Raw genomic sequence first — 23,016 nt, forward strand, 5'->3', positions numbered from 1 at the left:
CAAAAAACACAAATAATGATAATATTTTACTTTTTCTGTTTTTCTTCCTTCTTGTTGTCCCGACCACTCTTCATAAAATTCCGGACAAACTTATATTCCGCATTTCGGTACTTATAGACCTTTTCGGGAGAAAGTATCTTCTTGAATCTCTCAAAATACTCTTTTTCCAACTGTGCCTCTTTTATCTCAACATCCAGACATTCGTCTATCACTTTGTTATAATCAGCATCTGTCGGATTCTCCTTATGTCGAATTTCTTTTGATAACTTACGACATTCACGACCTACCTCAAATTTTTTCTGTCGCAACTCATTGCATAAAGGAATAAATTGTGCAGCTTCCTCAGGTGTAAGGCCAACTTCAGCCGTAATAAAAGCATTCCGCCTTGCTTCGAATGCTTCTCTATCAAAATGTCTTTGCTCTTTCTTCTCTTGTGCCGTAGCATTGAAAGAGAGTAGAACCGAAATCGCTACAAATGTAATGAAAAATATTTTATTCATACAAGTATTATTACAAAAATCTTCGATAAAATTACTATTTTAAACTTTATTCAGAATAGGAAAGTTCCTCATCTAAGAGATAATTGGCGTACTGAACTTCCAAATACTCCAAATACTCCTCATCTTCTTCCGCTTCAATAGCGTCTAAAGCCGTTGTCGGGACTTCCGTCCGGACCAGTAAAGAATCAGACGCAGTACTACCATCGGAACCGTTTATTCCCACGATAGCCTTGAAAAACAAACCAAGACCAGCGAATACCGCAGCCATGTACAACCACGGACGAACACGATCCATCACGGAAATCCGTTTCGCCCTCTCCTCCGGCTTCTCGGGGAGCTGACTCATGATCCGCTCCGTAAGCCCTTCCATATACCCTTCCGGTACAGTGAAAGGATTAGTTCCTTTCAAGCGATCTAGGTTGTTTTCTTCTTTTTTCATACTTTTTCTCTTTTTATATTGCTTTGACAGCGATTCGGGCAAAAGGTTTAAACCTCTTTTGTTAAAAACTCCTCGATTTTTTTCACCGCATGATGATACGAAGCCTTCAAAGCCCCGACAGAGGTACCTAGTATCTCGGAGATCTCCTCGTACTTCATCTCCTCGTTATACTTCATATTGAAAACCAAGCGTTGTTTCTCCGGCAAGGTAAGAATAGCGTTTTGCAATCTTACCTGTATCTCGTCACCATCGAAGTATTCATCCCCTTTCAAACGTTCCAGCAAAAAGGTATCCGCATCGTCGATAGATACGTTATTCATATTTCGCTGTTTGTTTAGGAAAGTAATGCATTCGTTGATCGCGATCTTATAAAGCCATGTAGATAATTTGGCCTCACCACGAAAAAGCTCGATGTTCGTCCAAGCTTTCAAAAATGTATTTTGGAGTAAGTCGTTCGCATCCTCATGATCCAGTACCATCTTTCGTATATGCCAATACAACTTCTCGCCATACAAGCTTACGACCTTGGCGAAGGCCTCACGTTGTCGGGCCGGGTCCCGGAGCTGTACTACAATTTCGTCTTCTGTATAGGATTGCATTTTTTCTATTTTGGGAAGTGCCCAGAACAGGACTCGAACCTGCACGATCGCAAAACCACTCGCACCTGAAACGAGCGCGTCTACCAATTCCGCCACCTGGGCTTTTTTTAATCATTCTGAAGCGCAACCTATCGGTATTGCGCATACAAAGGTAATCGTTTTTTCCAATTAGCAAGCAAATGAAAATAAAAAAAGCGACCGTCCCTTCCGGAACGGCCGCCCATATCATTAATCACGGGAGTCGATTACATCATACCGCCCATTCCGCCACCCATACCCGGGTTCATCGGAGGCATAGCCGGAGTCTCTTCTTTCTTCTCTGCGATCACACACTCTGTAGTCAAGAACATACCAGCGATAGAAGCAGCGTTCTCCAATGCTACGCGAGTTACCTTAGCCGGGTCGATTACACCAGCCTCGCACAAATTCTCGAAACAGTCCTTACGAGCGTTGTAACCGAAGTCGCCCTTGCCTTCCTTCACTTTCTGAACGATAACGGCACCTTCCTTACCAGCGTTAGCTACGATCTGGCGAAGCGGCTCCTCGATAGCGCGCTTAACGATCTCGATACCTGTAGTCTCGTCCTCGTTGTCGCCCTTCATGCCTTCCAATGCATCGATAGCACGGATATAGGCTACACCACCACCGGGCACCGTACCTTCTTCGATAGCGGCACGAGTTGCGTGCAATGCGTCATCCACACGGTCTTTCTTCTCTTTCATCTCAACCTCAGAAGGAGCACCTACGTAAAGAACAGCTACACCGCCGGCCATCTTAGCCAAACGCTCTTGCAATTTCTCTTTATCGTAATCAGATGTCGTGTTCTCCATCTGGATCTTGATCTGGCCGATACGAGCTTGGATAGCCTCCTTGTCACCAGCACCATTTACAATGGTAGTGGTATCTTTGTCTACCGTGATCTTCTCAGCGGTACCTAGCATATCCATTGTAGCACCTTCCAATTTCAAACCTTTCTCCTCAGAGATAACCGTACCGCCTGTCAATACAGCGATATCTTCCAACATAGCCTTACGACGGTCGCCGAAGCCCGGAGCCTTAACAGCGCAGATCTTCAAGGAACCACGCAGACGGTTCACTACCAATGTAGCCAAAGCCTCGCTGTCGATATCCTCAGCGATGATCAAAAGAGGACGTCCGCTCTGTACGGTCGGCTCAAGGATAGGAAGAAGGTCTTTCAATACAGAGATCTTCTTGTCATAGATCAAGATATACGGATTCTCCATCTGGCACTCCATCTTCTCTGTATCCGTTACGAAGTACGGAGAGATATAACCGCGGTCGAACTGCATACCCTCAACTACGTCAACTGTAGTTTCAGTACCTTTAGCTTCCTCAACCGTGATAACACCTTCAGTCTTCACACGTTGCATAGCCTCCGCGATCAACTTACCGATAGCCTCGTCACCATTTGCGGAGATCTTCGCTACATGCTCGATCTTCTCGAACTTATCACCTACAGCCTCAGCTTGGTTAGCGATGCTCTCTACAACCTTAGCGACAGCCTTGTCGATACCACGTTTCAAATCCATCGGGTTCGCTCCGGCAGTAACGTTCTTTAAACCGACACCAATGATAGACTGAGCCAAAACCGTAGCTGTAGTCGTACCGTCACCGGCGTTATCGTTTGTCTTGGAAGCCACTTCCTTAACCAATTGAGCACCCATGTTCTCGAACGGGCAAGTCAATTCCACTTCTTTAGCAACCGTTACACCATCTTTCGTGATGTGAGGAGCTCCGAATTTCTTCTCGATAATTACGTTACGACCTTTCGGGCCTAATGTTACCTTAACGGCATTAGCCAACTCATCCACACCTTTCTTCAAAAGGTCGCGGGCATCCATATCGTATTTAATCTCTTTTGCCATGATTGTATTTCTTTTTTAATATTGTTGTTTATAAAAATGAATTAGATAATAGCTAAAACGTCTGCTTGGCGCATGATCAAGTATTTCTCACCGTCTAGTTCGATTTCCGTACCCGCATACTTACCATACAATACGTTATCACCAACCTTTACAACCATCTCCTCGTCTTTCGTTCCGTTACCTACGGCTACAATCTCACCCTTTAAAGGTTTTTCCTTTGCTGAGTCAGGAATAATAATTCCACCTAATGTTTTCTCTTCCGCAGCGGCCGGCTTAATCAGCACGCGGTCTGCTAATGGTCTAATGTTCATTTTCTTGGTATTTTAAATGTTAATAATATTACTTTTTTAGTTATGAACTTTATGTTCACGCCTAAGCCTATGCGAATAGTGTGCCAAACGAATTCACCCGGGTTCAACTGACAATATTTCGGACGAAATGGACAAATATCCGAAGAGATAACTGACAACTTGTCTTTTTGTATCTCTCAAAAGGATAATCAATCGATCAGCAGCGTATTCATGGAATGCGCTTTTACGGTTGGAGTATAGACTCGATCACCTATGCGGATGGAAAGAGAACGATCATCACTGGTCTCATTTGCGATAATCAAGGCGATACTGTTATCCGGGTTACGGAATGCCAGCAGATTCGTATAGGCTCCTTCCGTTTCTAATTTATACGCACCGGGCTGGACATAATGGCTGACATGTTTCATCACGTAGTATTCCGGAGTATATCGATAGCTCTTGGTTTGCGGATCTACGACAACCAATGAGTTTTGCGCCCATCCCCAACGACTGATCCCTCCATTTTCTAAAGATATATTCCAATACATATAGGCAGAAACGCCATTATCCAGAAAATGTCGCATCAACCCCCAAGAATACATGGCACCCTTCCAATCGTTCTTGCCATCTCCACATTCTTGCTCGGTTTGGTAAAGCTTCAACCCGGGATAACGTTTGTGGATTCCGGTGATAGCTCCCTTCCCCGCCCATTGGAAACCGACACCTTTTACATATTTACCACTAACAGGATCTGTCAATACCGTATCAACAAGCGACTCATTCGCACGTTCCATCGTGCCGAACATAATTTCCACTCCTTGAACCTGCATGGCCGGCCCGAGATAATTACCGATAAAATTAGCCAAAGAAGCCGATGTCCAACAACAACTCGGGAATATTTGCGCAGAGTTGAACTCGTTTTGGGGCATTACGGCAAAGATTGGAATTCCTTGTTTCTTATAGGCCTCGATAAATTTAGAGAAATAGAGGGCATAGGCTTTCAGGTAAAGAGGGTCTTGGATAAACATATCCGTACCTTCATGGCCGACCTTATCGGCCGGCAAACCATTTCGATACTTCTCGTCATAATTCTCACCCGTATAGGCAGAGGCATAGTGTTTGTTATATTTCATCCAAGCGGGAGGGCACCACGGGGAAGCCCACAAGCGTAAATCTGGTTGATACTTTTGGGCGTTCTTGATAAAAGGGATCAAGGTTTGTTGGTCATTGGCGATGGTAAAATGTTCCATCGTGAAATCACCGTCTACCTCGTCATACGAATACCAATCACGGGAGAAATCATTTGCTCCTACAGGCATCCGGCAAATCGTGAAGTTGGCTCCGACTCCGGGGAAGAAAAGCTCTTCCATGATTTCCTCACGTACACTTGGCTCCAGCTTACTCAAGGAAAGCCAACCTAATTCATTAAAACAGGCTCCGAAACCATCAATTTGTTGTTGATGCTTTTCTGTTAGAATTGTTATATCAATATTAGGTATCGTATCCGCAAGGGCGGAGATCAGATCGGGTTGCTCAGCCCAAGGGGTATTCTCGGTTGTCGTTACCCACTCGGCACGGGGGGTGAAAGAGCAGGAAGAAAAGTATAAAGATATTGAGAGTATAAAAACAGGTATTTTCATGGTCGTTTCATTAATTTATAAGTTTAGAACCATTTGAACACGGACTACACGGATGACACGGAGCACACGGATAAATACTAATACCGTGTGTTCCGTGTCATCCGTGTAGTCCGTGTTCCATAATCCACTATTCTCTAAAAGCGTTCTATCAGCTCCTCGATAGTCACAAGGTTTTGCTCACCCGTGAGCATATTCTTTAAGTTGATTTTATTCTCGGCCATCTCATTCTCTCCGACTATCGCAACAAACGGGATTTTCTTAGCGTCCGCATATCCCATTTGCTTTTTCATTTTAGTAGACTCAGGATATAGCTCCGTACGAATCCCCGCCTTGCGAACCTTAGCGATCAACGGCAATAAATGAATCTCCTCTTTCTGTCCGAAGTTCACGAATAGAAGCTGTGTAGTCTTCAAAGACCCTTCCGGATATAAATCCAATTGGTTCAATACATCAAAGATACGATCAGCGCCAAAAGAGAAACCGACACCAGACACGCCTTCCATGCCAAACACCCCTGTCAGATTGTCATAGCGACCACCACCCGTGATACTACCGATCTGTACGTCCAAGGCTTTCACCTCGAAAATCGCACCTGTATAATAGTTTAAGCCGCGAGCCAATGTCAGATCAAGCTCTAATTCCGCACGAATTGGCGTATGAGAGATGCGCTCCAAGATAAAATCCAATTCGGCTACACCTTTCAAACCAGTCTCAGACGCAGATAATACCTCTTTCAAGGTAGCGATCTTTTCTTGATTTGAACCCTGCAGCATAATGATCGGCTGCAAACGCTCGATCGCCTCCTCGGGTAAACCCTTGGAACGAAGCTCTTCATTCACGTTGTCCAAGCCAATCTTATCCAGCTTGTCGATAGCTACCGTAATGTCTACGATCTTATCCGCCTCGCCTATGATTTCGGCAATACCGGAAAGGATCTTACGATTGTTCATCTTGATACACACACGAATGCCAAAACGATGGAACACCTCGTCCATAATCTGGATCAGTTCCACCTCATTGATCAAGGAATCAGAACCCACAACGTCGCCATCACATTGGTAGAACTCCCGATAACGTCCCTTTTGCGGACGATCGGCACGCCAAACCGGTTGGATCTGGTAACGTTTGAACGGAAAACTGATCTCATTACGATGTTGTACCACGTAACGGGCGAACGGAACGGTCAAATCATAACGCAAGCCTTTCTCACAAGCCTTAGCAGCAAATCTCAACGGGTTCTTTTCCATTAACTCCTCATCCGAGATACCAGCGAAACAATCACCGGAATTCAATATCTTGAAAAGGAGCTTATCCCCTTCCTCGCCATATTTACCCATCAATGTAGAAAGGTTCTCCATGGCAGGAGTCTCTATTTGCTGGAAGCCATACAAGTGAAATACTTCACGGATCGTGTTGAATATATAATTACGTTTCGCCATTTCCTCCGGCGAAAAGTCTCGAGTACCTTTGGGTATGGAAGGTTTTTGCATGATCTTATGTTTTAAATGATTATTCTGGCCGCAAAGGTAATGTTTTTTGCTCGAAATAAATAAGAAAATAACAATGCCCACTGTAAGGAGCTTACAATCGCAGTCATAAGCATCTTACAATGGGCATTCTAACATCTTTATAATGGGCATTCGAGGAAAGCCTCCTCCGAGACTTATCAATCCCGGCTTCTTCCCCCCAAGAATATCATTATATAATATAATAATGTAGCAAGCGAACCTAACGCTGCGACCACGTACGTATAAGCGGCGGAACGTAAAGCGTCCTCTGCCTTATCATGCGTATAAGCATTTGTTATACCGGCATTGCTCAACCACGCTAAAGCACGTTGGCTGGCATTGATCTCGACCGGAAGCGTGATAAAGCTAAATAGCGTAGTCGTAGCGAACAAGATTATACCGAATAACAATAACTGAGGAAACGTATGCAATAATAACATACCACCCAACAACACCCATGTCATGATATTAGAGGCGAAACTAACAACCGGAACCAAAGCCGAACGCATTCTCAACGGAGCGTAAGCGGTAGCATGCTGCACAGCGTGACCGCACTCATGGGCGGCAACCGCAGCGGCGGCGATACTATTGCTATAATAAACCGACTCACTCAAGTTCACCGTCTGGTTAGCGGGATTGTAATGGTCCGTTAGATGTCCGGGTGTAGAAATCACCTTTACATCATAGATACCATTGTCATGCAACATCTTCTCTGCGACATCTTTTCCTGTCATGCCATTCGGCATAGGAATTTTCGAATACTTCTCAAACTTGCCCTGAAGACGGGATGACACCAGCCAACTCAATAGCGCAAATCCAATAAATATAATCCAATACATGCTCATAAATTTCTATCTTATTTAGTTTTATAAAACAACGACAAAAAGTTTGCCAAAGACAAAAATGGCAGGAGACACCCCTTGAGGAATGTGGTCTTCTGCCATTTTGTACGATTTATAACGAGTTTATTCTTCTGTATATCTGACAATCGTCTGTTCACGATCCGGTCCTACGGAAACGATCTTCACAGGCACACCCAGTTCTTCCTCCAAGAAAGAAAGGTAAGCGTTGAACTCCTCAGGGAACTCGTCCTCGCTCCGCATCTTCGTCATATCCGTCTTCCAACCCGGTAATTCCACGTATACAGGTTCGATCGTATCATCGATCTCATACGGGAACTCATTAGTCTCGACACCGTTCATCTTATAAGCCACGCAAGCCTTGATCGTATCGAAGGTATCCAACACATCACTCTTCATCATGATCAATTGGCTTACACCGTTGATCATCACGGCATATTTCAAGGCTACCAAATCAATCCAGCCACAACGACGTTTACGTCCCGTAACCGCACCGAACTCATGGCCTAATTGACCGATCTTATCTCCCACCTCATCAAACAACTCGGTCGGGAACGGACCGCTACCTACACGTGTACAATAAGCCTTGAAGATTCCATATACCTCACCGATATTCCGGGGAGAAACCCCCAGTCCCGTACAACATCCGGCACAGATCGTGTTAGAGGAAGTCACGAATGGATAAGAACCGAAGTCTATATCCAGCATCGTACCTTGAGCGCCTTCCGCCAAGACCGACTTACCTTCCTTCAAATAGTTATTGATGACATGCTCGCTATCAATCAATTTGAATTGTTTGAGGTAGTTCAAGGCCTCCATCCATTGAGCCTCCATCTCGGTTATATCATATTCATAGTTCAATGAACGCAAGATCGCTTCATGTTTTGCTTTAGCGGCCGCATATTTCTCTTCGAAGTTATGCAATAAATCGCCCACACGAACACCGTTACGGCTAATCTTATCCGTATAAGTCGGGCCGATACCCTTTCCTGTCGTACCGATCTTTCCGGAACCTTTTGCGGCCTCATAAGCGGCATCCAAGATCCGGTGAGTAGGTAAAATTAGGTGAGCTTTCTTAGAGATATAAAGCTGCTTGGTGATATCGTGACCACTCGCTGCCAATGATTCCGCTTCCTGCTTGAACAATAACGGGTCCAGAACGACACCGTTACCGATTACGTTTATTTTTCCACCTTGGAAAATACCGGAAGGAATCGAACGTAACACATACTTTTCCCCGTTAAACTCCAATGTATGTCCGGCATTAGGGCCTCCTTGAAAACGAGTTACCACATCGTAATTCGGAGTCAGCACATCGACAACCTTGCCTTTGCCCTCGTCGCCCCATTGCAATCCTAACAAAACGTCTACTTTCATCTTTTCTATATTTATTATAGGCTATTAATATTCTTATTTAACTGACCTTTGCTGCTTAAACTTGCATTTACTGCACAGGCCATAAATGTACAAACAATAATACTCCGGCGTAAAACGAGAGACTTTCAAGTTTCTCATATCCGCTTTCAACGTACTGTTTCGCAGCTCCCGGATGGCCCCGCATCTCGTACAAACCAAATGCAAATGCGTATCGGCATAAATCCTCAACTCATATTGCACCGACTGGACGGTTATTTGATGACGCACCACCAAACCGGCATCAACCAGTACATCCAACGTATTATAGAGTGTTGCCTTACTGACATGGAAGTTGTCTTGCTCCAACCGATCCGAAAGCATACACACATCAAAATGACCGGGAAAAGCACATATTTCCTTGAATATAGTATATCTCTCCTCGGTTTTCCGCAGTTTCTTCTCCGTTAGATATTCGGTAAACAACGCACGTATTTCCGTATAAACTTTCGCTTCCATCTCCTAAAGACCGCACAAACGACAAAGTTAGCGCATTTATTTTAAACGCAAAGCCTTACCGATAATATTCAAACTCGAATTTTAATTCATTATAGATTTCTTGTAATTCCGGCGTGTTTCCCACAGCCTCCTGAAATTCCTTGAAACCGTCTAGGATCCTTTCCGCATTCCCCTCGGATTGACGCCCATAAAACTTCATGGCTTGAATAGACGCTTGTTTCTCTTTCAGCGTAGACTTAAAATCCTTAGTCTCCGCTAAGCTGCTTAAGGTTTCTACCAAAAAAGATCCTAAAACCACAGAAGACAAGCTACCACCTCGCTTGAAATTCTCGGTCCAAGTAAGAAAGGCGACCGTGCGAGCGAACTCATTTTTCTTATCAGCAACCAGATCAAACGTGAAGTCCTCCATATAAGGCAGATGAACGAACAAGTTCCGGCAACAATGCTCCGCGATCTCCAAATAAGGAATCTCCTTGACCCAACGTTTCGCTTCCTCCAAAGGCAACTTCTCGGCGGGTTGGAGAAAGGTCGCCAATATCTTAAACTCACGAATATCTTCTTTCCATAGAGCCGCCGCCAGTTCTCCATTCGGTTTATGCTTGCGGGCGATTTCTTTTATTTCGGGGTACGGAACCCCGAAATTTAACTTATATACGATACCTTTCTCACGCATACTCGTAGAAATCACCCCGTTCATCGCCAAACGAAGTTGCTTGCGGATCTCCCTTATCTCGTCTTGTAAACTTTCCATCTATTAATTATTATAAGTCGGCAAGAAAGAATAATCACGGCCATAACGAAGCATCTGATCTGTATAACCTTCCGTATAGTCCAAGACAATATCAGTAACCTCACCGTTAGAGTTCTTTACCTCTTTCATCACAGGGTTGACAAAACCTTTATAGGGAGCCAAGTTTAACTTAGCATAGCGCTCCAAGACCTCCGCATGCAGTTCCGGATCTACTTTCACGCCGTATCCTTCAACAAGATTCTTTCCGGCCGCATAGTCACCCTCACTCTTGATACGTTGAATCTCAGCGAGCAATGTTCCAAACAACTCACGTAACCTCGGATAGTCATTCACAACCACATAGGTCTTTCCATCCCGTTTTTTCAGTTCGATCACATTCGCTTTCTTCCCTTTCTCGTAAGCCCACTTAGCGATCAACTGACGGTTACGCATATGTGCCTCCTCTACATTCTTGCCTAACTCGATACGAACCAACTGGGTCATCAAGCCATTCATTATATATTTATAGTATTCCGATTTATAAGCCTCGCCGTCCGGAAGCAATCCCAGTTCCACCAGCTTCGGATCTGCCAAATAATACAGGCCAAACAAATCCGCACGGGTTTCCTCCAGTGTAGAGCTATAGGCTTTCAGCGCATCCGGGTCCGTATTTTCCAGCAATTTACCGGAACCATGTCCCAGACACTCATGTAAATCCGTATGTAGATTATCCGTTAAGAAACCGTACTGCCTCATACCGTTCCGCTCCACGTCACTCCATACAAACTCTTCGCTAAAGCCATTTCCCTGAGATGCCTTATCATAAGCCTCCGTGATATTCTCTATCGTAACAGACTTCGAGCCATGATCTCGACGAATCCAATCCGCATTTGGCAAATTGATACCGATCGGGGTAGCCGGATAGCAATCACCTCCCAACATAGATACCGTGATTACCTTAGCGCTGACTCCTTTCACCTTCTCTTTCTTGAAACGCTTATCTACCGGAGAATGATCCTCAAACCATTGCGCATTATCACTGATGATTTTCGTACGCTTAGTCGCCTCCTTATTCGTAAAATTTACGGTAGACTCCCAGCTTGCCTTCATTCCTAACGGATCCCCATAAGTCTCAATAAAGCCATTCACGAAATCCACCTCCGAAGCTGTATCCTCTACCCAAAGGATCGAATAAGCATCGAAAGTCTTCAAATCGCCCGTTTGATAATATTCGATCAATTTCCCAATGATCGCTTTCTGCGTATCATTCTCGGCGAAAGGCAAGGCTTGTCGCAATTGATCTACGATTTTTTCTATCGCGGCGGAATAAAGCCCTCCTACTTTCCAAACCTTTTCAACGACCGTACCGTTCTCTTTTACCAAACGGCTATTCAACCCGTAAGAGATCGGCGAGATCGTATCTTTTCCCATCTTCATTTGCGCATAGAAGTCCTCTACCTCTTTTTGACTAATGCCTCCCCCGTAATAATTATTAGAAGAAGCCTTGATCAGATCACCGTCACCGCTTTGTACGCTACGCTTTGACATAACACCCGGATCAAAGATTACCGGAGCGATCTCGATCATGAACTGATCCACGTTTTGATTCTCACGAAGAGGTAACTTCTTAGTGTCGATTTGGTGAATACAATCCATCAAGAACTCAGGAGAAAACCCCGGGGCAAACTTGTCCAACGCATAATGATGATGGATACCACTGGAGAACCACACCCGTTTCAAATAGGTTTCCAAAGCCTTGAATTGAGGGTCCTCCCGATCTCCCTTATAATTCGTATAAATAGCCTCCAGTGTCCTGCGGATCGCCAGATTATAGCGTCCATTCTGATCGAAGAATATATCACGTCCCATCAAGGCCGCTTCGGAAAGATGATATAATAGTTGCTTTTGTCGCAAGGACAGGGATTCGAAACCCGGAACTTTATAGCGAAGAATCTCCAGATCAGCGAACTGATCCACTACATAATTGAACTCCTTATCGGAATTTTGAGATGCCGTATCCGACTGTTGGCCTGTACAAGCCGTCATAACCATAGCTGTCATAAGCGATAACATTATTTTTTTCATATCTTACTACGATTTGCTTTTCCTATAATATATTACATCTAAAGTACATAGTTTGAAGGCCCGCATTCCAATAAGGGCCAACCGCAAAGATAGAGAATATACAGTCAATATCAAAGGTTTGAGATTTTTTCTCTACTTTTGTAAGTTCAAAAGCAAAGACAAAAAAGAGAATGGAAATAGCGGCATTAGTTTCAGGAGGAGTAGACAGCTCTGTCGTAGTGCATCAACTCAAAGAGGCAGGATACGATCCGACCATCTTCTATATCCGTATCGGTATGGAAGACAAGGATGGCTATATCGATTGCCCGGCGGAAGAGGATATCGAGATCACCTCATATATCGCCCGCAAGTATGGATGCCGGTTCGAGATCGTCTCCCTACACGACGAGTATTGGGATCGGGTGGTAAGCTATACGATCGAATCTGTCAAACGCGGTCTTACCCCTAACCCGGATATGATGTGTAATAAATATATCAAGTTCGGTTGTTTCGAGGAAAAATGGGGCAAGGATTTCGATAAGATCGCTACCGGTCATTATGCCACGACCACGGAGATAGACGGCAAGATATGGCTTTCTACCGCCAAGGACCCGGTAAAAGATCAGACTGATTTCTTAGGGCAAATCACCCGCCTACAGATACAGAAACTCATGTTTCCGATCGGGCATTTAATGAAAAGTGAGGTACGTGCCATCGCCGAGGCCCAGAAATTGCCGAGCGCCAAGCGTAAGGATAGCCAAGGCATTTGCTTCTTAGGCAAGATTAACTACAACGACTTTATAGAGCGTTATTTAGGAAAACGCCCGGGAAAAATCGTGGAACTAGAGACGGGTAAGGTCTTGGGTAAACACAATGGATATTGGTTCCATACGATCGGCCAACGTAAGGGATTGGGATTAAGTGGCGGCCCTTGGTTCGTTATCCAAAAAGACATTAAGCGAAATATCATTTATGTCTCCAACGGCTACGACCCGGAAACGCAATATGGTAAGGTGATCAATATGCAAGGCTTCAATTTCATCACGGAAGATCCATGGGGAGAATTTGAGGGTGAGAAAGAAATCACTTTCAAGATCCGTCATACCCCGGAATTTACGCATGGCTACATCCGTCGTATCGGAGATCTATATCGTGTAGAATCCGACGAAAAGATTCAAGGTATCGCTCCTGGCCAATACAGTGTAATCTACGACAAAGACCATCACTTATGTCTGGGCAGCGGCATGATTATTGATGAGACCAAGTAACACATATTCAGATTTATTCTAAATAAAAAACGGTCGCCTCCAAAAGGAAGCGACCGTTTTTATTTTTCTATCTTATTCTATTAAATAGCATATAAAGAGCTGATAGACTCACCACTACATACACGACGGATCGCCTCTGCAAACATGTCAGCGACAGATAACACCTTTACTTTCTCGCATTTCTTAGCGTAAGGAATAGAATCCGTAAAGATCATTTCCGTTAAAGCGGACTGATCTACACGAGTAGAAGCCGGATCAGACATCACAGCGTGGCTGGCGATAGCACGAACAGACTTCGCGCCATTCTCCAACATCAAGTTCGCGGCTTTCGTAATTGTTCCGGCCGTATCCACCATGTCATCAACCAAAAGGACATCCAAGCCCGTCACATCACCGATAATACGCATCTCGGCCACCTCATTGGCACGCAAACGAGATTTGTGGCAAATGACCATCGGCAAGCCTAAATACTTAGAATAGCTGCTGGCACGTTTCGTACCACCAACATCCGGAGTCGCGATACACAAGTTATCCAAAGGCAAAGACGTCTTGATATAGTCCAAGAATACGGAAGAAGCATATAAGTGATCCACCGGAACATTGAAAAATCCTTGGATCTGATCCGCATGAAGGTCCATCGTAATCAAACGATTGATACCTGCCGTGCTCAACATATCAGCGATCAACTTAGCGCCAATAGAAACACGAGGCTTATCCTTTCTATCCTGACGAGCCCAACCGAAGTAAGGGACTACAGCGATGATTGAATGTGCGGAAGCACGTTTAGCCGCGTCAATCATCAGAAGCAACTCCATCAGATTGTCTGAATTAGGGAATGTAGATTGTACTAAGAATACATCTCTACCGCGGATAGACTCTTCATAAGAAACAGAGAACTCACCATCGGCAAAGTGCTGGATATTCATCTGTCCCAGAGGACAACCTAAACTGTTGCAAATTTTCTCTGCAAGATACCGGGAGTTCGTTCCCGAAAACACCAAGAAAGGAGTTTGTGCACTCATTATTCCGAATATTTATCTTAAAGTGAATAGATTTGAATTGTGCCGCAAAAGTACAAAACTTATTTACAATAACCTCTTTATATTTGGAAAACTTTCTATATTTGCAACCGCAATGATGAAGTATTTACTCTATTTCTTCGTATTGGTAAGTGTATTTCTGACTTCGGGTTCTTCATCAACTCCCGAGAACCAACAGAAATACAACGATATTTACACCATGTACTCTCCGAATGAAGACAAGACGGAATACAATATCCCCCAAGCAGATATCGAACGATACGAAAAAGAGCTATACAACGGAAAACAAAGCTATAAGATGGAAGATGGCTATATCAGGGCTTCACTATTCCGCAACATCTCCACATCAAAAAACTCAAGGACAAACCTATCCTCATCCGCGGAAAGGATCGTACGGTTTATAAAAACTCAATATCCTAAAGAAAGACAAACATTCATTTCATTTTGTATAAATCCCCTTAAGTTCTCCTATGGGTACTATATCTATACTCTAAGACGTATTCTCATTTAAACTCTCTTTCCCCCTTATTTCCATCAAAAAAGTAGAAGATAGCACTTTAATGTCTGCTTTCTCACTATTCTTATTTTCTAGATTTCTCAAAGGGAACAGAATAAACATCTATTTTGTTTTCTTATTGGGTCATATAGGATAGTTATTATCAATTAATAATCAATATAAAATGGAATTTTTATTAGACTTCATCTTACATATCGATCAGCATATGATCGAGATCGTACAAGAATATCATACTTGGGCCTACGCGATATTATTCCTAATCATTTTTTGTGAAACGGGATTGGTAGCCACCCCATTCTTGCCCGGGGATTCCCTCTTGTTCGTCGCCGGAGCGATAACAGCGTTACCCGGTATGCCTTTAGAGATAAATCTCTTAGCCTTGATATTATTCGCGGCGGCAGTATTGGGAGACTCCTGTAATTATATGATAGGTCATTTTTTCGGTCGTAAACTATTTAACAATCCCAACTCCAAGATATTCAAGAAAAGCCATTTGGACAAAACGCATGAGTTCTACAAAAAATATGGAGGCAAAACCATAATCATCGCCCGATTCGTACCGATTGTCCGTACTTTCGCTCCCTTTGTAGCCGGAATGGGTAAAATGCACTATCACTATTTCATGATCTACAACCTGATAGGCGGCGCTTTCTGGGTACTGCTTTTCTGCTATACGGGATACTTTTTCGGAGATCTTCCTTTCGTACAGCAGAACCTCAAGATATTGATCATAGCAATTATATTCATATCCATACTTCCTGCCGTAATAGAGGTAGTACGGGCAAAACTAAAAGCACGGAAACAGAGATAACAAACTTTCATTCAACAACCAAGTATTTAAAAACGATTTAATATATACATGTATGAAAAATTCTTTTTTTAGTCGATTCACCCCCAAAGAACCCAAGTTCTTTCCACTCTTAAAGCAATTGTCTGAAATATTATCCGCCTCTTCCAGCATTCTGGTAGAAAGCTTACGACATGATTCTCCTACGGAAAGAGCTAATTATTATAAGCTAATCAAGGATAGGGAACGGGAGGGGGACAAACTGACCCATCTGATCTTTGATGAACTAGGAACGACATTTATAACCCCCTTCGATCGGGAAGACATTCACGACTTAGCCTCATCCATAGATGATGTTATTGATGGAATAAACAGTTCCGCCAAACGTATTACCATCTATAACCCACGCCCCATCTCTGATAGCGGAAAAGAATTGAGTTTACTCATTCAACAAGAGGCGCACTATATCAGCAAAGCGATGGATGAACTCGAGACTTTTCGCAAGAAACCGACTACGTTACGTGATTACTGTACCAAGCTACATGACATAGAAAACCAAGCGGACGACGTATATGAGCTTTTTATCACGAAGCTTTTCGAGGAAGAAAAAGATAGTATAGAGCTTATCAAAATCAAAGAAATCATGCATGAGTTGGAAAAGACAACGGATGCCGCCGAACATGTCGGTAAAATATTAAGGAACTTGATCGTAAAGTACGCATAAAACAGGGCTATATTATGGAATTATTAGTGATTATCATCATTCTGTCTCTGATATTCGATTATATCAATGGCTTTCATGATGCGGCAAATTCGATAGCGACCATTGTATCGACCAAGGTCCTTACCCCTTTTCAGGCTGTAATATGGGCAGCATTCTTTAATTTCGTCGCATTTTTCATCGCTAAGTATATAATCGGGGGATTCGGTATCGCCAATACCGTATCAAAAACCGTAGTAGAGCAGTATATCACATTACCGATTATCCTGTCCGGGGTAATCGCCGCTATCGCATGGAACCTGTTCACTTGGTGGAAAGGCATTCCTTCCTCTTCTTCCCACACCCTTATCGGAGGATTCGCCGGAGCGGCTATCATGGCACACGGCTTTGAAGCGATCCAATTGAACATTATCCTAAAAATAGCGGCTTTCATTTTCCTTGCTCCCTTCATAGGCATGATTGTCGCTTTCGGGTTTACCTTATTAGTGCTTCATATGTGCAAAAGAGTGCACCCTCATACGGCAGAGGTATGGTTCAAGAAACTCCAACTCGTATCTTCCGCCTTATTCAGTATCGGGCATGGATTGAATGATTCCCAAAAAGTGATGGGTATTATCGCCGCGGCCCTAATCGCAGCCCACTCCGAAGGATTGGGAATGGGGATAAATAGTATTTCCGATTTACCCGACTGGGTAGCGTTCTCTTGTTTCACCGCTATCTCACTTGGAACCATGTCCGGTGGCTGGAAAATAGTAAAGACAATGGGTACTAAAATCACGAAGGTAACCCCCTTGGAAGGGGTTATCGCTGAGACAGCCGGTGCCTTCACTTTGTACCTTACGGAGTTTCTGAAGATCCCAGTCAGTACCACGCATACAATTACAGGGGCTATTATCGGAGTTGGTGCGACCAAACGTCTTTCAGCCGTTCGTTGGGGAGTAACTCAAAGCTTGATGACCGCATGGGTTCTTACGATCCCGGTAAGTGGGCTTTTAGCAGCTGGCATTTATTATATGGCTTCCCTTCTTTTCATTTAAATCAAAGAAAAAAGTCATCTAGCTTCATCGGGCAAGTATGTTAAGTTACTTTGCCATTTCACTTAAGTTACTTGCCCGATGAAGCTAGATGTCCCGTATCAACCACCTAACTCCACCAACGAATTATCTATACAGCACACCTAAACTTTTCAAGAAAGCTCTTATTTATGGAGAAAAGAGAACTTTAGCATCTTACCGGAATAAGCAGGGAGTTTCACTTGATAAGGATAAGCGTCTGTTAGCGTACTGATAGTCGTTTCCCCGGTTAACAAGTCGGTCAATTCAGCCGGTTTGTTATCCTCAAAATCAAGAGCCTTGAATGCCTCGACCGGGATATTTACCCATACACATTGGTCGGCACGGTCGAAATTCACGACAACCAGAAGTACCTCGTTCTTCCATTTGCGCAAGAACGCATACTGACGGTTCGGATTGAAATAAGGATTACCGGAGTTCGCGTACATCAAATCATAAAACGCTCCCTCGACAATAACCGGCTCGGATCGTACCACATTCAATAACTTAGCGTACATCTCACGCAACGAGCGTTCTGCCGGCGTTAATTTAGCCCCATCAAAGAGTCCATTATTATTCCAGTTTCGCAAACTCTCGACGCTCCAATAATCGAAGATGGTCGTACGGCCATCACGTCCACTGAAACCTTCCGCGTCCATTCCTCTTTCGCCAAGTTCCTGACCACTATAGATCATAACCGGATTCGTATTCATGGCAGCGGAGACAATCATGCCCGGAATACCCGGACGAGCATCCCCCGCAAAAAAATCAGAAGCGACACGCTGTTCATCGTGATTCTCCAAGAAATTCAACATATTTTTCTGGATTCCCTCCAACGATTGCCAACAATGCGATATATTACTAGCCGGAGCCTGTCCGCACATCACCGCACGAACCGTATCATAAAGACCAACCTTGTCATACAAATAATCAAAGTGTCCCGTATAAATATAATTCCTATACTCATCCGGATTATACACCTCCGCTATAAAGATCACATCACGCACCTTCTTCACCTGAGGAATCACCCAGTTCCAAAACTCTACCGGGACCATCTCAGCCATATCACAACGAAAACCATCCACCCCCTTATCAGCCCAGAACAACAAGATCTCCAACATTTTCTCCCACGTATTGGGAATGGTATTGAAATGGCAAGCACCACCGTGCATATAATCCACGCCGTAGTTCAGCTTCACCGTTTCATACCAATCGTTCTGGCTTGGATAGGCATCGAAATGATTGTTACCGGTCACCTTCGCCGGAAACTCACTATAGGCAAAATCCTCCTCACGCTGCGGATCAAAACGAAGCGTCAAGGTCTGTCCCGGAAGATAATAAAAGTTATTATTCACATCAAAAGCCTTGGACACATTATCCGTTTGACCTAAGTCCTCCACGAAAGGTTCCCGTGCGTCCGAGAAATATTGACGTGCCACATGGTTGGGTACAAAATCGATAATAACCTTCATCCCAGCCTCATGCGTACGTTTCACCAAATCCTCGAACTCACTCATACGGTTCTGGATATTATCCGCCAAATCCGGATCTATATCATAGTAATCTTTTATAGCATATGGAGATCCGGCCTTACCTTTTACTACGGCAGAATGGTCTTTCCGGATGCCAAACATGGTGTAATCGGTTTTTGTAGCGTGCTCTATCACCCCTGTATACCATACATGAGTAACACCTAGTTCTTTGATTTTGGATAAAGCCAAAGGAGTAAAAGCCGAAAACTTACCCACTCCATTCTCGGCTAAACTACCATTCATTACAGGAGATGGTCGCAGATTCCCAAACCAACGCGGGAATACCTGATAAATTACCATCTTGTTTTTTTGTTCCATTGCGTTCATCTATATATAAAGTTTTTGTGGGAAAGCGTTTTGTCCAGACAGACGATTTGTCACGGCATCAGGCCTTTCTTTCTTGCCGCGATCGCTTTCACCAAGGTTTCATATTTATTCTCATCCAACACTTTCTCAAAGCAACGGGCAGCGGCGGAATAGCCAATATTACAAATCACGTCTACATTCTCAAGATCGAATGTCTTATATAAGCCAAACTCCTCCGCCTCTATTAAGACATCACACATCTCTCGATCCTCCAGCGTATTTGCCCGGAACATATAATGATAAGAGCGCTCGGCGATATGGAATATGGTCTGCTTATATTTTTGCGGGATCAACGGGCTTACGTTCACCCCGATAATACGCTCACATTCCTCACGGATGATGGAGACCGGAAAGTTGTGAAATAATCCTCCATCTACATAATGAACGCCATTGATGACTACTGGACTGAAAATAATCGGGATACTACAAGAAGCTGTCACCGCCTCAACAATAGGACCACTCCTAAATTCATGGCTTTCGCCATTATCCAAATCAGTCGCGACAATCACCATCGGAATCTGCAAGTCCTCGATGTTCTTGGTCCGCAAGTGTCGCCTCAAGAAATAACGAAAGCGCTTACTATCGAACAAACCCGCCTTAGGAATCTGCAACTGGGCGAATTCCGAGAACTCACGTCCGGTAAAAAGCTCTTGGATCTCCGCCGCCGAATAGCCATCGGCAAACAAGGTGCCCATTAAGGATCCGACACTGGTACCGGCTATGATATCCGGCTTCAGCCCGCATTCCTCCATCATCCGGAATACTCCGATATGCGCAAAACCTTTCGCTCCGCCTCCGCTAAGCGCCAAGCCCAACCTATAGGGTTTATGGTTTGTCTCTTCTGCCATTTATTTCTTGTCTCTTAATCTGGTAACAAATATGCTGTTTTTTTTAATTAGAAACATTATTATTAGGGAAAAAGTTTCCATCCTCTTTTATTTTTGCTACATTTACACGGAAAGCAAAGGTGTTGTCACATTGTTTTCTTAAGTATAACATTAAATCTACCATGTTATGATTACGAGTATTTTCTGGATTATTCCGTTAGCGTCTGTCCTAGCGCTAGCATTTGCCTGGTACTTCTTCAGGCAGATGATGAAAGAGAGTGAAGGAACTGAGTTGATGAAAAAGATCGCCTCCTTTGTGCGTGAAGGGGCGATGTCGTATCTGAAACAGCAATACAAAGTAGTCGCCTCGGTTTTCGTTGTCCTAGTAATCTTATTCTCTATTATGGCCTATGGCTTCCATGTGCAAAACGAATGGGTCCCGATCGCCTTCCTGACAGGAGGTTTCTTTTCCGGATTAGCGGGTTTCTTAGGCATGAAGACAGCGACTTATGCCTCGGCCCGTACGGCGAACGCAGCCCGCACTTCCTTGAACAAAGGCTTACAAGTCGCTTTCCGAAGCGGGGCGGTCATGGGCTTAGTCGTTGTAGGACTTGGATTGCTGGATATCTCATTCTGGTATATCCTGTTAAATGCTTTCATCCCAGACGAGGCTTTGGACCCGACCCATAAACTCACCATTATCACGACAACCATGCTTACATTCGGAATGGGTGCCTCCACGCAAGCCTTGTTCGCACGTGTGGGAGGAGGAATCTATACGAAAGCCGCCGATGTCGGAGCGGATTTAGTAGGTAAAGTTGAGGCTGGGATCCCGGAGGATGATCCTCGTAACCCGGCGACAATCGCCGATAACGTAGGCGACAATGTAGGTGACGTCGCCGGTATGGGAGCCGACCTATATGAATCTTATTGCGGTTCCATCCTAGCGACCGCCGCATTGGGAGCCGCCGCGTTCGTTTCTTCCGGAAGCGTAGAATTACAATATAAGGCGGTTGTCGCCCCAATGCTTATCGCTGCTGTCGGTATCATTTTATCTATTATTGGTATTTTCGCCGTCCGTACGAATGAGAACGCGACGATCAAGCAACTATTGAAAGCCTTAGCCATAGGAACGAACTTGAGTTCCGTATTGATCGCTATCTCCACGTTCGGGATTCTTTATGTATTAGGCATGGAGAATTGGTTCTGGATCGGTTGTTCCGTGATCGTAGGTCTACTAGTCGGAATCGTGATCGGGCAGGCGACGGAATATTATACCTCCCAATCCTATAAACCGACCCGGCTCGTCTCCGAAGCGGGACTGACTGGACCGGCAACGGTTATTATCTCCGGTCTCGGACTGGGGATGCTCTCTACGGCCATCCCGGTACTTGCCGTCGTGGTCGGTATTATTTGTTCCTTCTTGTTCGCCTCTGGATTCGACTTCACGAACGTGGGCATGGGATTATACGGAATCGGTATAGCGGCCGTAGGTATGCTATCGACCTTAGGTATTACGTTGGCTACAGACGCTTACGGTCCCATAGCGGATAATGCCGGAGGCAACGCCGAGATGTGTAACCTAGGGAAAGAAGTCCGCAAGCGTACAGACGCATTGGATTCATTAGGAAATACGACTGCCGCTACAGGTAAAGGTTTCGCTATCGGTTCCGCCGCGTTAACCGGCTTGGCTCTGTTGGCCTCTTATGTAGAAGAGATCAAGATCGGTTTGCTCCGTTTAGGAGAGACCGTCCTGAATTTTACCGATGGCAGGAGTATCGAAATATCTAAAGCCTCATTCTCGGACTTTATGGTATATTATGATGTTACCTTAATGAATCCTAAGGTTTTAGCCGGAATGTTCCTAGGTTCCATGATGGCATTCATGTTCTGTGGCCTTACGATGAATGCTGTAGGGCGTGCGGCCGGGCACATGGTGGAGGAAGTTCGCCGTCAGTTCAAGGAAATCAAGGGTATTCTGACTGGAGAGGCACAACCGGATTATGCCCGTTGCGTTGAGATCTCGACGAAAGGAGCGCAACACGAAATGGTACTTCCCTCCGTTTTAGCTATTATCGCCCCCATCTTAACCGGACTCATATTTGGTGTGACGGGCGTTGTCGGATTATTGATCGGTGGATTAAGCACGGGCTTCGTATTAGCCGTATTCATGGCGAATGCCGGAGGAGCATGGGATAACGCGAAGAAATTCATCGAGGAAGGAAACCACGGCGGCAAGGGTAGCGAGGCGCATAAGGCAACCGTTGTCGGCGATACGGTTGGCGATCCGTTCAAAGACACTTCCGGCCCGAGTTTGAATATCCTTATCAAGCTGATGAGCATGGTAGCGATCGTGATGGCGGGATTGACGGTGGCTTGGAGTTTGTTTTAATAGTTACCCGTTAGTAGTTGGCAATTGACAGTTAGAGAAGTAAATTGACAAATTAATAGAGAAAACTAAATAATTGTCAATTGTCAACTGTCAATTGTCAACTGTTTTGTATTTTTGCGTCGTAAA

The 23,016-nt window shown here is 44.4% G+C and carries 20 protein-coding genes and 1 tRNA gene; 5 read left to right on the forward strand and 16 right to left on the reverse strand.

What is annotated here, in order from left to right:
• Nucleotides 1–26: 26 nt before the first annotated feature.
• From D7V92_RS16230 to D7V92_RS16290, 13 genes are all read right to left on the reverse strand, one after another.
• Entirely contained in the window at nt 27–500 is a 474-nt protein-coding gene (locus D7V92_RS16230; RefSeq protein WP_005858783.1) for a hypothetical protein, read from the reverse strand.
• Between the two features lie 46 nt (nt 501–546).
• Nucleotides 547–939 carry a hypothetical protein gene (locus tag D7V92_RS16235; RefSeq protein ID WP_121773315.1) on the reverse strand — a complete coding sequence of 131 codons (393 nt, stop codon included), beginning with the start codon at nt 937–939 and terminating at the stop codon, nt 547–549.
• Nucleotides 940–986: 47 nt separating this feature from the next.
• Nucleotides 987–1,538: an RNA polymerase sigma factor gene (locus tag D7V92_RS16240; RefSeq protein ID WP_121773316.1), complete on the reverse strand. Its 552-nt coding sequence runs from the start codon at nt 1,536–1,538 to the stop codon at nt 987–989.
• Between the two features lie 18 nt (nt 1,539–1,556).
• A tRNA-Leu gene (locus D7V92_RS16245) sits at nt 1,557–1,640 on the reverse strand.
• A gap of 143 nt (nt 1,641–1,783) precedes the next feature.
• Nucleotides 1,784–3,424: a chaperonin GroEL gene (gene groL, locus D7V92_RS16250; protein WP_005858786.1), complete on the reverse strand. Its 1,641-nt coding sequence runs from the start codon at nt 3,422–3,424 to the stop codon at nt 1,784–1,786.
• A 41-nt stretch (nt 3,425–3,465) separates the two neighbouring features.
• Nucleotides 3,466–3,735 carry a co-chaperone GroES gene (locus D7V92_RS16255; protein ID WP_005858788.1) on the reverse strand — a complete coding sequence of 90 codons (270 nt, stop codon included), beginning with the start codon at nt 3,733–3,735 and terminating at the stop codon, nt 3,466–3,468.
• A gap of 188 nt (nt 3,736–3,923) precedes the next feature.
• Entirely contained in the window at nt 3,924–5,354 is a 1,431-nt protein-coding gene (locus tag D7V92_RS16260) for a glycoside hydrolase family 30 beta sandwich domain-containing protein (protein ID WP_121773317.1), read from the reverse strand.
• 134 nt (nt 5,355–5,488) lie between these two features.
• The gene (gene hisS / locus D7V92_RS16265; protein WP_022193202.1) at nt 5,489–6,844 is read right to left on the reverse strand and encodes a histidine--tRNA ligase; all 1,356 of its coding nucleotides are present in this window, start codon (nt 6,842–6,844) and stop codon (nt 5,489–5,491) included.
• 176 nt (nt 6,845–7,020) lie between these two features.
• Nucleotides 7,021–7,707 (reverse strand): zinc metallopeptidase, encoded by a 687-nt coding sequence (locus D7V92_RS16270; RefSeq protein WP_005868492.1) that lies wholly within the window; start codon nt 7,705–7,707, stop codon nt 7,021–7,023.
• 120 nt (nt 7,708–7,827) lie between these two features.
• The gene (locus D7V92_RS16275; RefSeq protein WP_057327924.1) at nt 7,828–9,099 is read right to left on the reverse strand and encodes an adenylosuccinate synthase; all 1,272 of its coding nucleotides are present in this window, start codon (nt 9,097–9,099) and stop codon (nt 7,828–7,830) included.
• Between the two features lie 33 nt (nt 9,100–9,132).
• Nucleotides 9,133–9,594: a Fur family transcriptional regulator gene (locus D7V92_RS16280; protein ID WP_121773318.1), complete on the reverse strand. Its 462-nt coding sequence runs from the start codon at nt 9,592–9,594 to the stop codon at nt 9,133–9,135.
• A gap of 55 nt (nt 9,595–9,649) precedes the next feature.
• Nucleotides 9,650–10,345 (reverse strand): DNA alkylation repair protein, encoded by a 696-nt coding sequence (locus D7V92_RS16285; RefSeq protein WP_121773319.1) that lies wholly within the window; start codon nt 10,343–10,345, stop codon nt 9,650–9,652.
• 3 nt (nt 10,346–10,348) lie between these two features.
• Complete coding sequence (locus D7V92_RS16290) at nt 10,349–12,409, reverse strand: dihydrofolate reductase (protein ID WP_172884435.1); 2,061 nt, start codon at nt 12,407–12,409, stop codon at nt 10,349–10,351.
• Between the two features lie 170 nt (nt 12,410–12,579).
• Here D7V92_RS16290 and mnmA point away from each other — a divergent pair, with 170 nt between their 5' ends.
• A complete protein-coding gene (mnmA, locus tag D7V92_RS16295) occupies nt 12,580–13,656 on the forward strand; it encodes a tRNA 2-thiouridine(34) synthase MnmA (RefSeq protein ID WP_121773321.1) in 1,077 nt (358 codons plus the stop codon).
• An 80-nt stretch (nt 13,657–13,736) separates the two neighbouring features.
• Here the strand turns inward: mnmA and D7V92_RS16300 are convergent, their stop codons facing one another.
• On the reverse strand, nt 13,737–14,678 hold the full coding sequence (locus D7V92_RS16300) for a ribose-phosphate pyrophosphokinase (RefSeq protein ID WP_008772599.1): 942 nt from the start codon (nt 14,676–14,678) through the stop codon (nt 13,737–13,739).
• A gap of 698 nt (nt 14,679–15,376) precedes the next feature.
• Here D7V92_RS16300 and D7V92_RS16310 point away from each other — a divergent pair.
• From D7V92_RS16310 to D7V92_RS16320, 3 genes are read left to right on the forward strand one after another with little or no spacing between them, the layout of a single operon-like run.
• The gene (locus D7V92_RS16310) at nt 15,377–16,024 is read left to right on the forward strand and encodes a DedA family protein (RefSeq protein WP_008772600.1); all 648 of its coding nucleotides are present in this window, start codon (nt 15,377–15,379) and stop codon (nt 16,022–16,024) included.
• Nucleotides 16,025–16,076: 52 nt separating this feature from the next.
• Nucleotides 16,077–16,724: a DUF47 domain-containing protein gene (locus D7V92_RS16315; protein WP_008772601.1), complete on the forward strand. Its 648-nt coding sequence runs from the start codon at nt 16,077–16,079 to the stop codon at nt 16,722–16,724.
• Nucleotides 16,725–16,738: 14 nt separating this feature from the next.
• On the forward strand, nt 16,739–17,758 hold the full coding sequence (locus D7V92_RS16320; RefSeq protein WP_005868484.1) for an inorganic phosphate transporter: 1,020 nt from the start codon (nt 16,739–16,741) through the stop codon (nt 17,756–17,758).
• Nucleotides 17,759–17,919: 161 nt separating this feature from the next.
• Here D7V92_RS16320 and D7V92_RS16325 read toward each other — a convergent pair whose 3' ends face one another.
• Nucleotides 17,920–19,623, reverse strand: a complete 1,704-nt coding sequence (locus D7V92_RS16325; protein WP_008777935.1) for an alpha-amylase family glycosyl hydrolase — start codon at nt 19,621–19,623, stop codon at nt 17,920–17,922.
• 59 nt (nt 19,624–19,682) lie between these two features.
• A complete protein-coding gene (locus D7V92_RS16330) occupies nt 19,683–20,519 on the reverse strand; it encodes a patatin-like phospholipase family protein (protein WP_005868483.1) in 837 nt (278 codons plus the stop codon).
• A 166-nt stretch (nt 20,520–20,685) separates the two neighbouring features.
• Here D7V92_RS16330 and D7V92_RS16335 point away from each other — a divergent pair, with 166 nt between their 5' ends.
• Nucleotides 20,686–22,890: a sodium-translocating pyrophosphatase gene (locus tag D7V92_RS16335; RefSeq protein ID WP_121773322.1), complete on the forward strand. Its 2,205-nt coding sequence runs from the start codon at nt 20,686–20,688 to the stop codon at nt 22,888–22,890.
• Nucleotides 22,891–23,016: the final 126 nt, after the last annotated feature.

The sequence above is a fragment of the Parabacteroides sp. CH2-D42-20 genome (assembly GCF_003670185.1).
Lineage (GTDB): Bacteria > Bacteroidota > Bacteroidia > Bacteroidales > Tannerellaceae > Parabacteroides > Parabacteroides distasonis.

Bases quoted from the DNA above. Each gene is read 5' to 3' on its own strand.
- D7V92_RS16230 (WP_005858783.1), bottom strand. From the start codon at position 500: ATGAATAAAATATTTTTCATTACATTTGTAGCGATTTCGGTTCTACTC.
- D7V92_RS16235 (WP_121773315.1), bottom strand. From the start codon at position 939: ATGAAAAAAGAAGAAAACAACCTAGATCGCTTGAAAGGAACTAATCCT.
- D7V92_RS16240 (WP_121773316.1), bottom strand. From the start codon at position 1,538: ATGCAATCCTATACAGAAGACGAAATTGTAGTACAGCTCCGGGACCCG.
- groL (WP_005858786.1), bottom strand. From the start codon at position 3,424: ATGGCAAAAGAGATTAAATACGATATGGATGCCCGCGACCTTTTGAAG.
- D7V92_RS16255 (WP_005858788.1), bottom strand. From the start codon at position 3,735: ATGAACATTAGACCATTAGCAGACCGCGTGCTGATTAAGCCGGCCGCT.
- D7V92_RS16260 (WP_121773317.1), bottom strand. From the start codon at position 5,354: ATGAAAATACCTGTTTTTATACTCTCAATATCTTTATACTTTTCTTCC.
- hisS (WP_022193202.1), bottom strand. From the start codon at position 6,844: ATGCAAAAACCTTCCATACCCAAAGGTACTCGAGACTTTTCGCCGGAG.
- D7V92_RS16270 (WP_005868492.1), bottom strand. From the start codon at position 7,707: ATGAGCATGTATTGGATTATATTTATTGGATTTGCGCTATTGAGTTGG.
- D7V92_RS16275 (WP_057327924.1), bottom strand. From the start codon at position 9,099: ATGAAAGTAGACGTTTTGTTAGGATTGCAATGGGGCGACGAGGGCAAA.
- D7V92_RS16280 (WP_121773318.1), bottom strand. From the start codon at position 9,594: ATGGAAGCGAAAGTTTATACGGAAATACGTGCGTTGTTTACCGAATAT.
- D7V92_RS16285 (WP_121773319.1), bottom strand. From the start codon at position 10,345: ATGGAAAGTTTACAAGACGAGATAAGGGAGATCCGCAAGCAACTTCGT.
- D7V92_RS16290 (WP_172884435.1), bottom strand. From the start codon at position 12,409: ATGAAAAAAATAATGTTATCGCTTATGACAGCTATGGTTATGACGGCT.
- mnmA (WP_121773321.1), top strand. From the start codon at position 12,580: ATGGAAATAGCGGCATTAGTTTCAGGAGGAGTAGACAGCTCTGTCGTA.
- D7V92_RS16300 (WP_008772599.1), bottom strand. From the start codon at position 14,678: ATGAGTGCACAAACTCCTTTCTTGGTGTTTTCGGGAACGAACTCCCGG.
- D7V92_RS16310 (WP_008772600.1), top strand. From the start codon at position 15,377: ATGGAATTTTTATTAGACTTCATCTTACATATCGATCAGCATATGATC.
- D7V92_RS16315 (WP_008772601.1), top strand. From the start codon at position 16,077: ATGAAAAATTCTTTTTTTAGTCGATTCACCCCCAAAGAACCCAAGTTC.
- D7V92_RS16320 (WP_005868484.1), top strand. From the start codon at position 16,739: ATGGAATTATTAGTGATTATCATCATTCTGTCTCTGATATTCGATTAT.
- D7V92_RS16325 (WP_008777935.1), bottom strand. From the start codon at position 19,623: ATGGAACAAAAAAACAAGATGGTAATTTATCAGGTATTCCCGCGTTGG.
- D7V92_RS16330 (WP_005868483.1), bottom strand. From the start codon at position 20,519: ATGGCAGAAGAGACAAACCATAAACCCTATAGGTTGGGCTTGGCGCTT.
- D7V92_RS16335 (WP_121773322.1), top strand. From the start codon at position 20,686: ATGATTACGAGTATTTTCTGGATTATTCCGTTAGCGTCTGTCCTAGCG.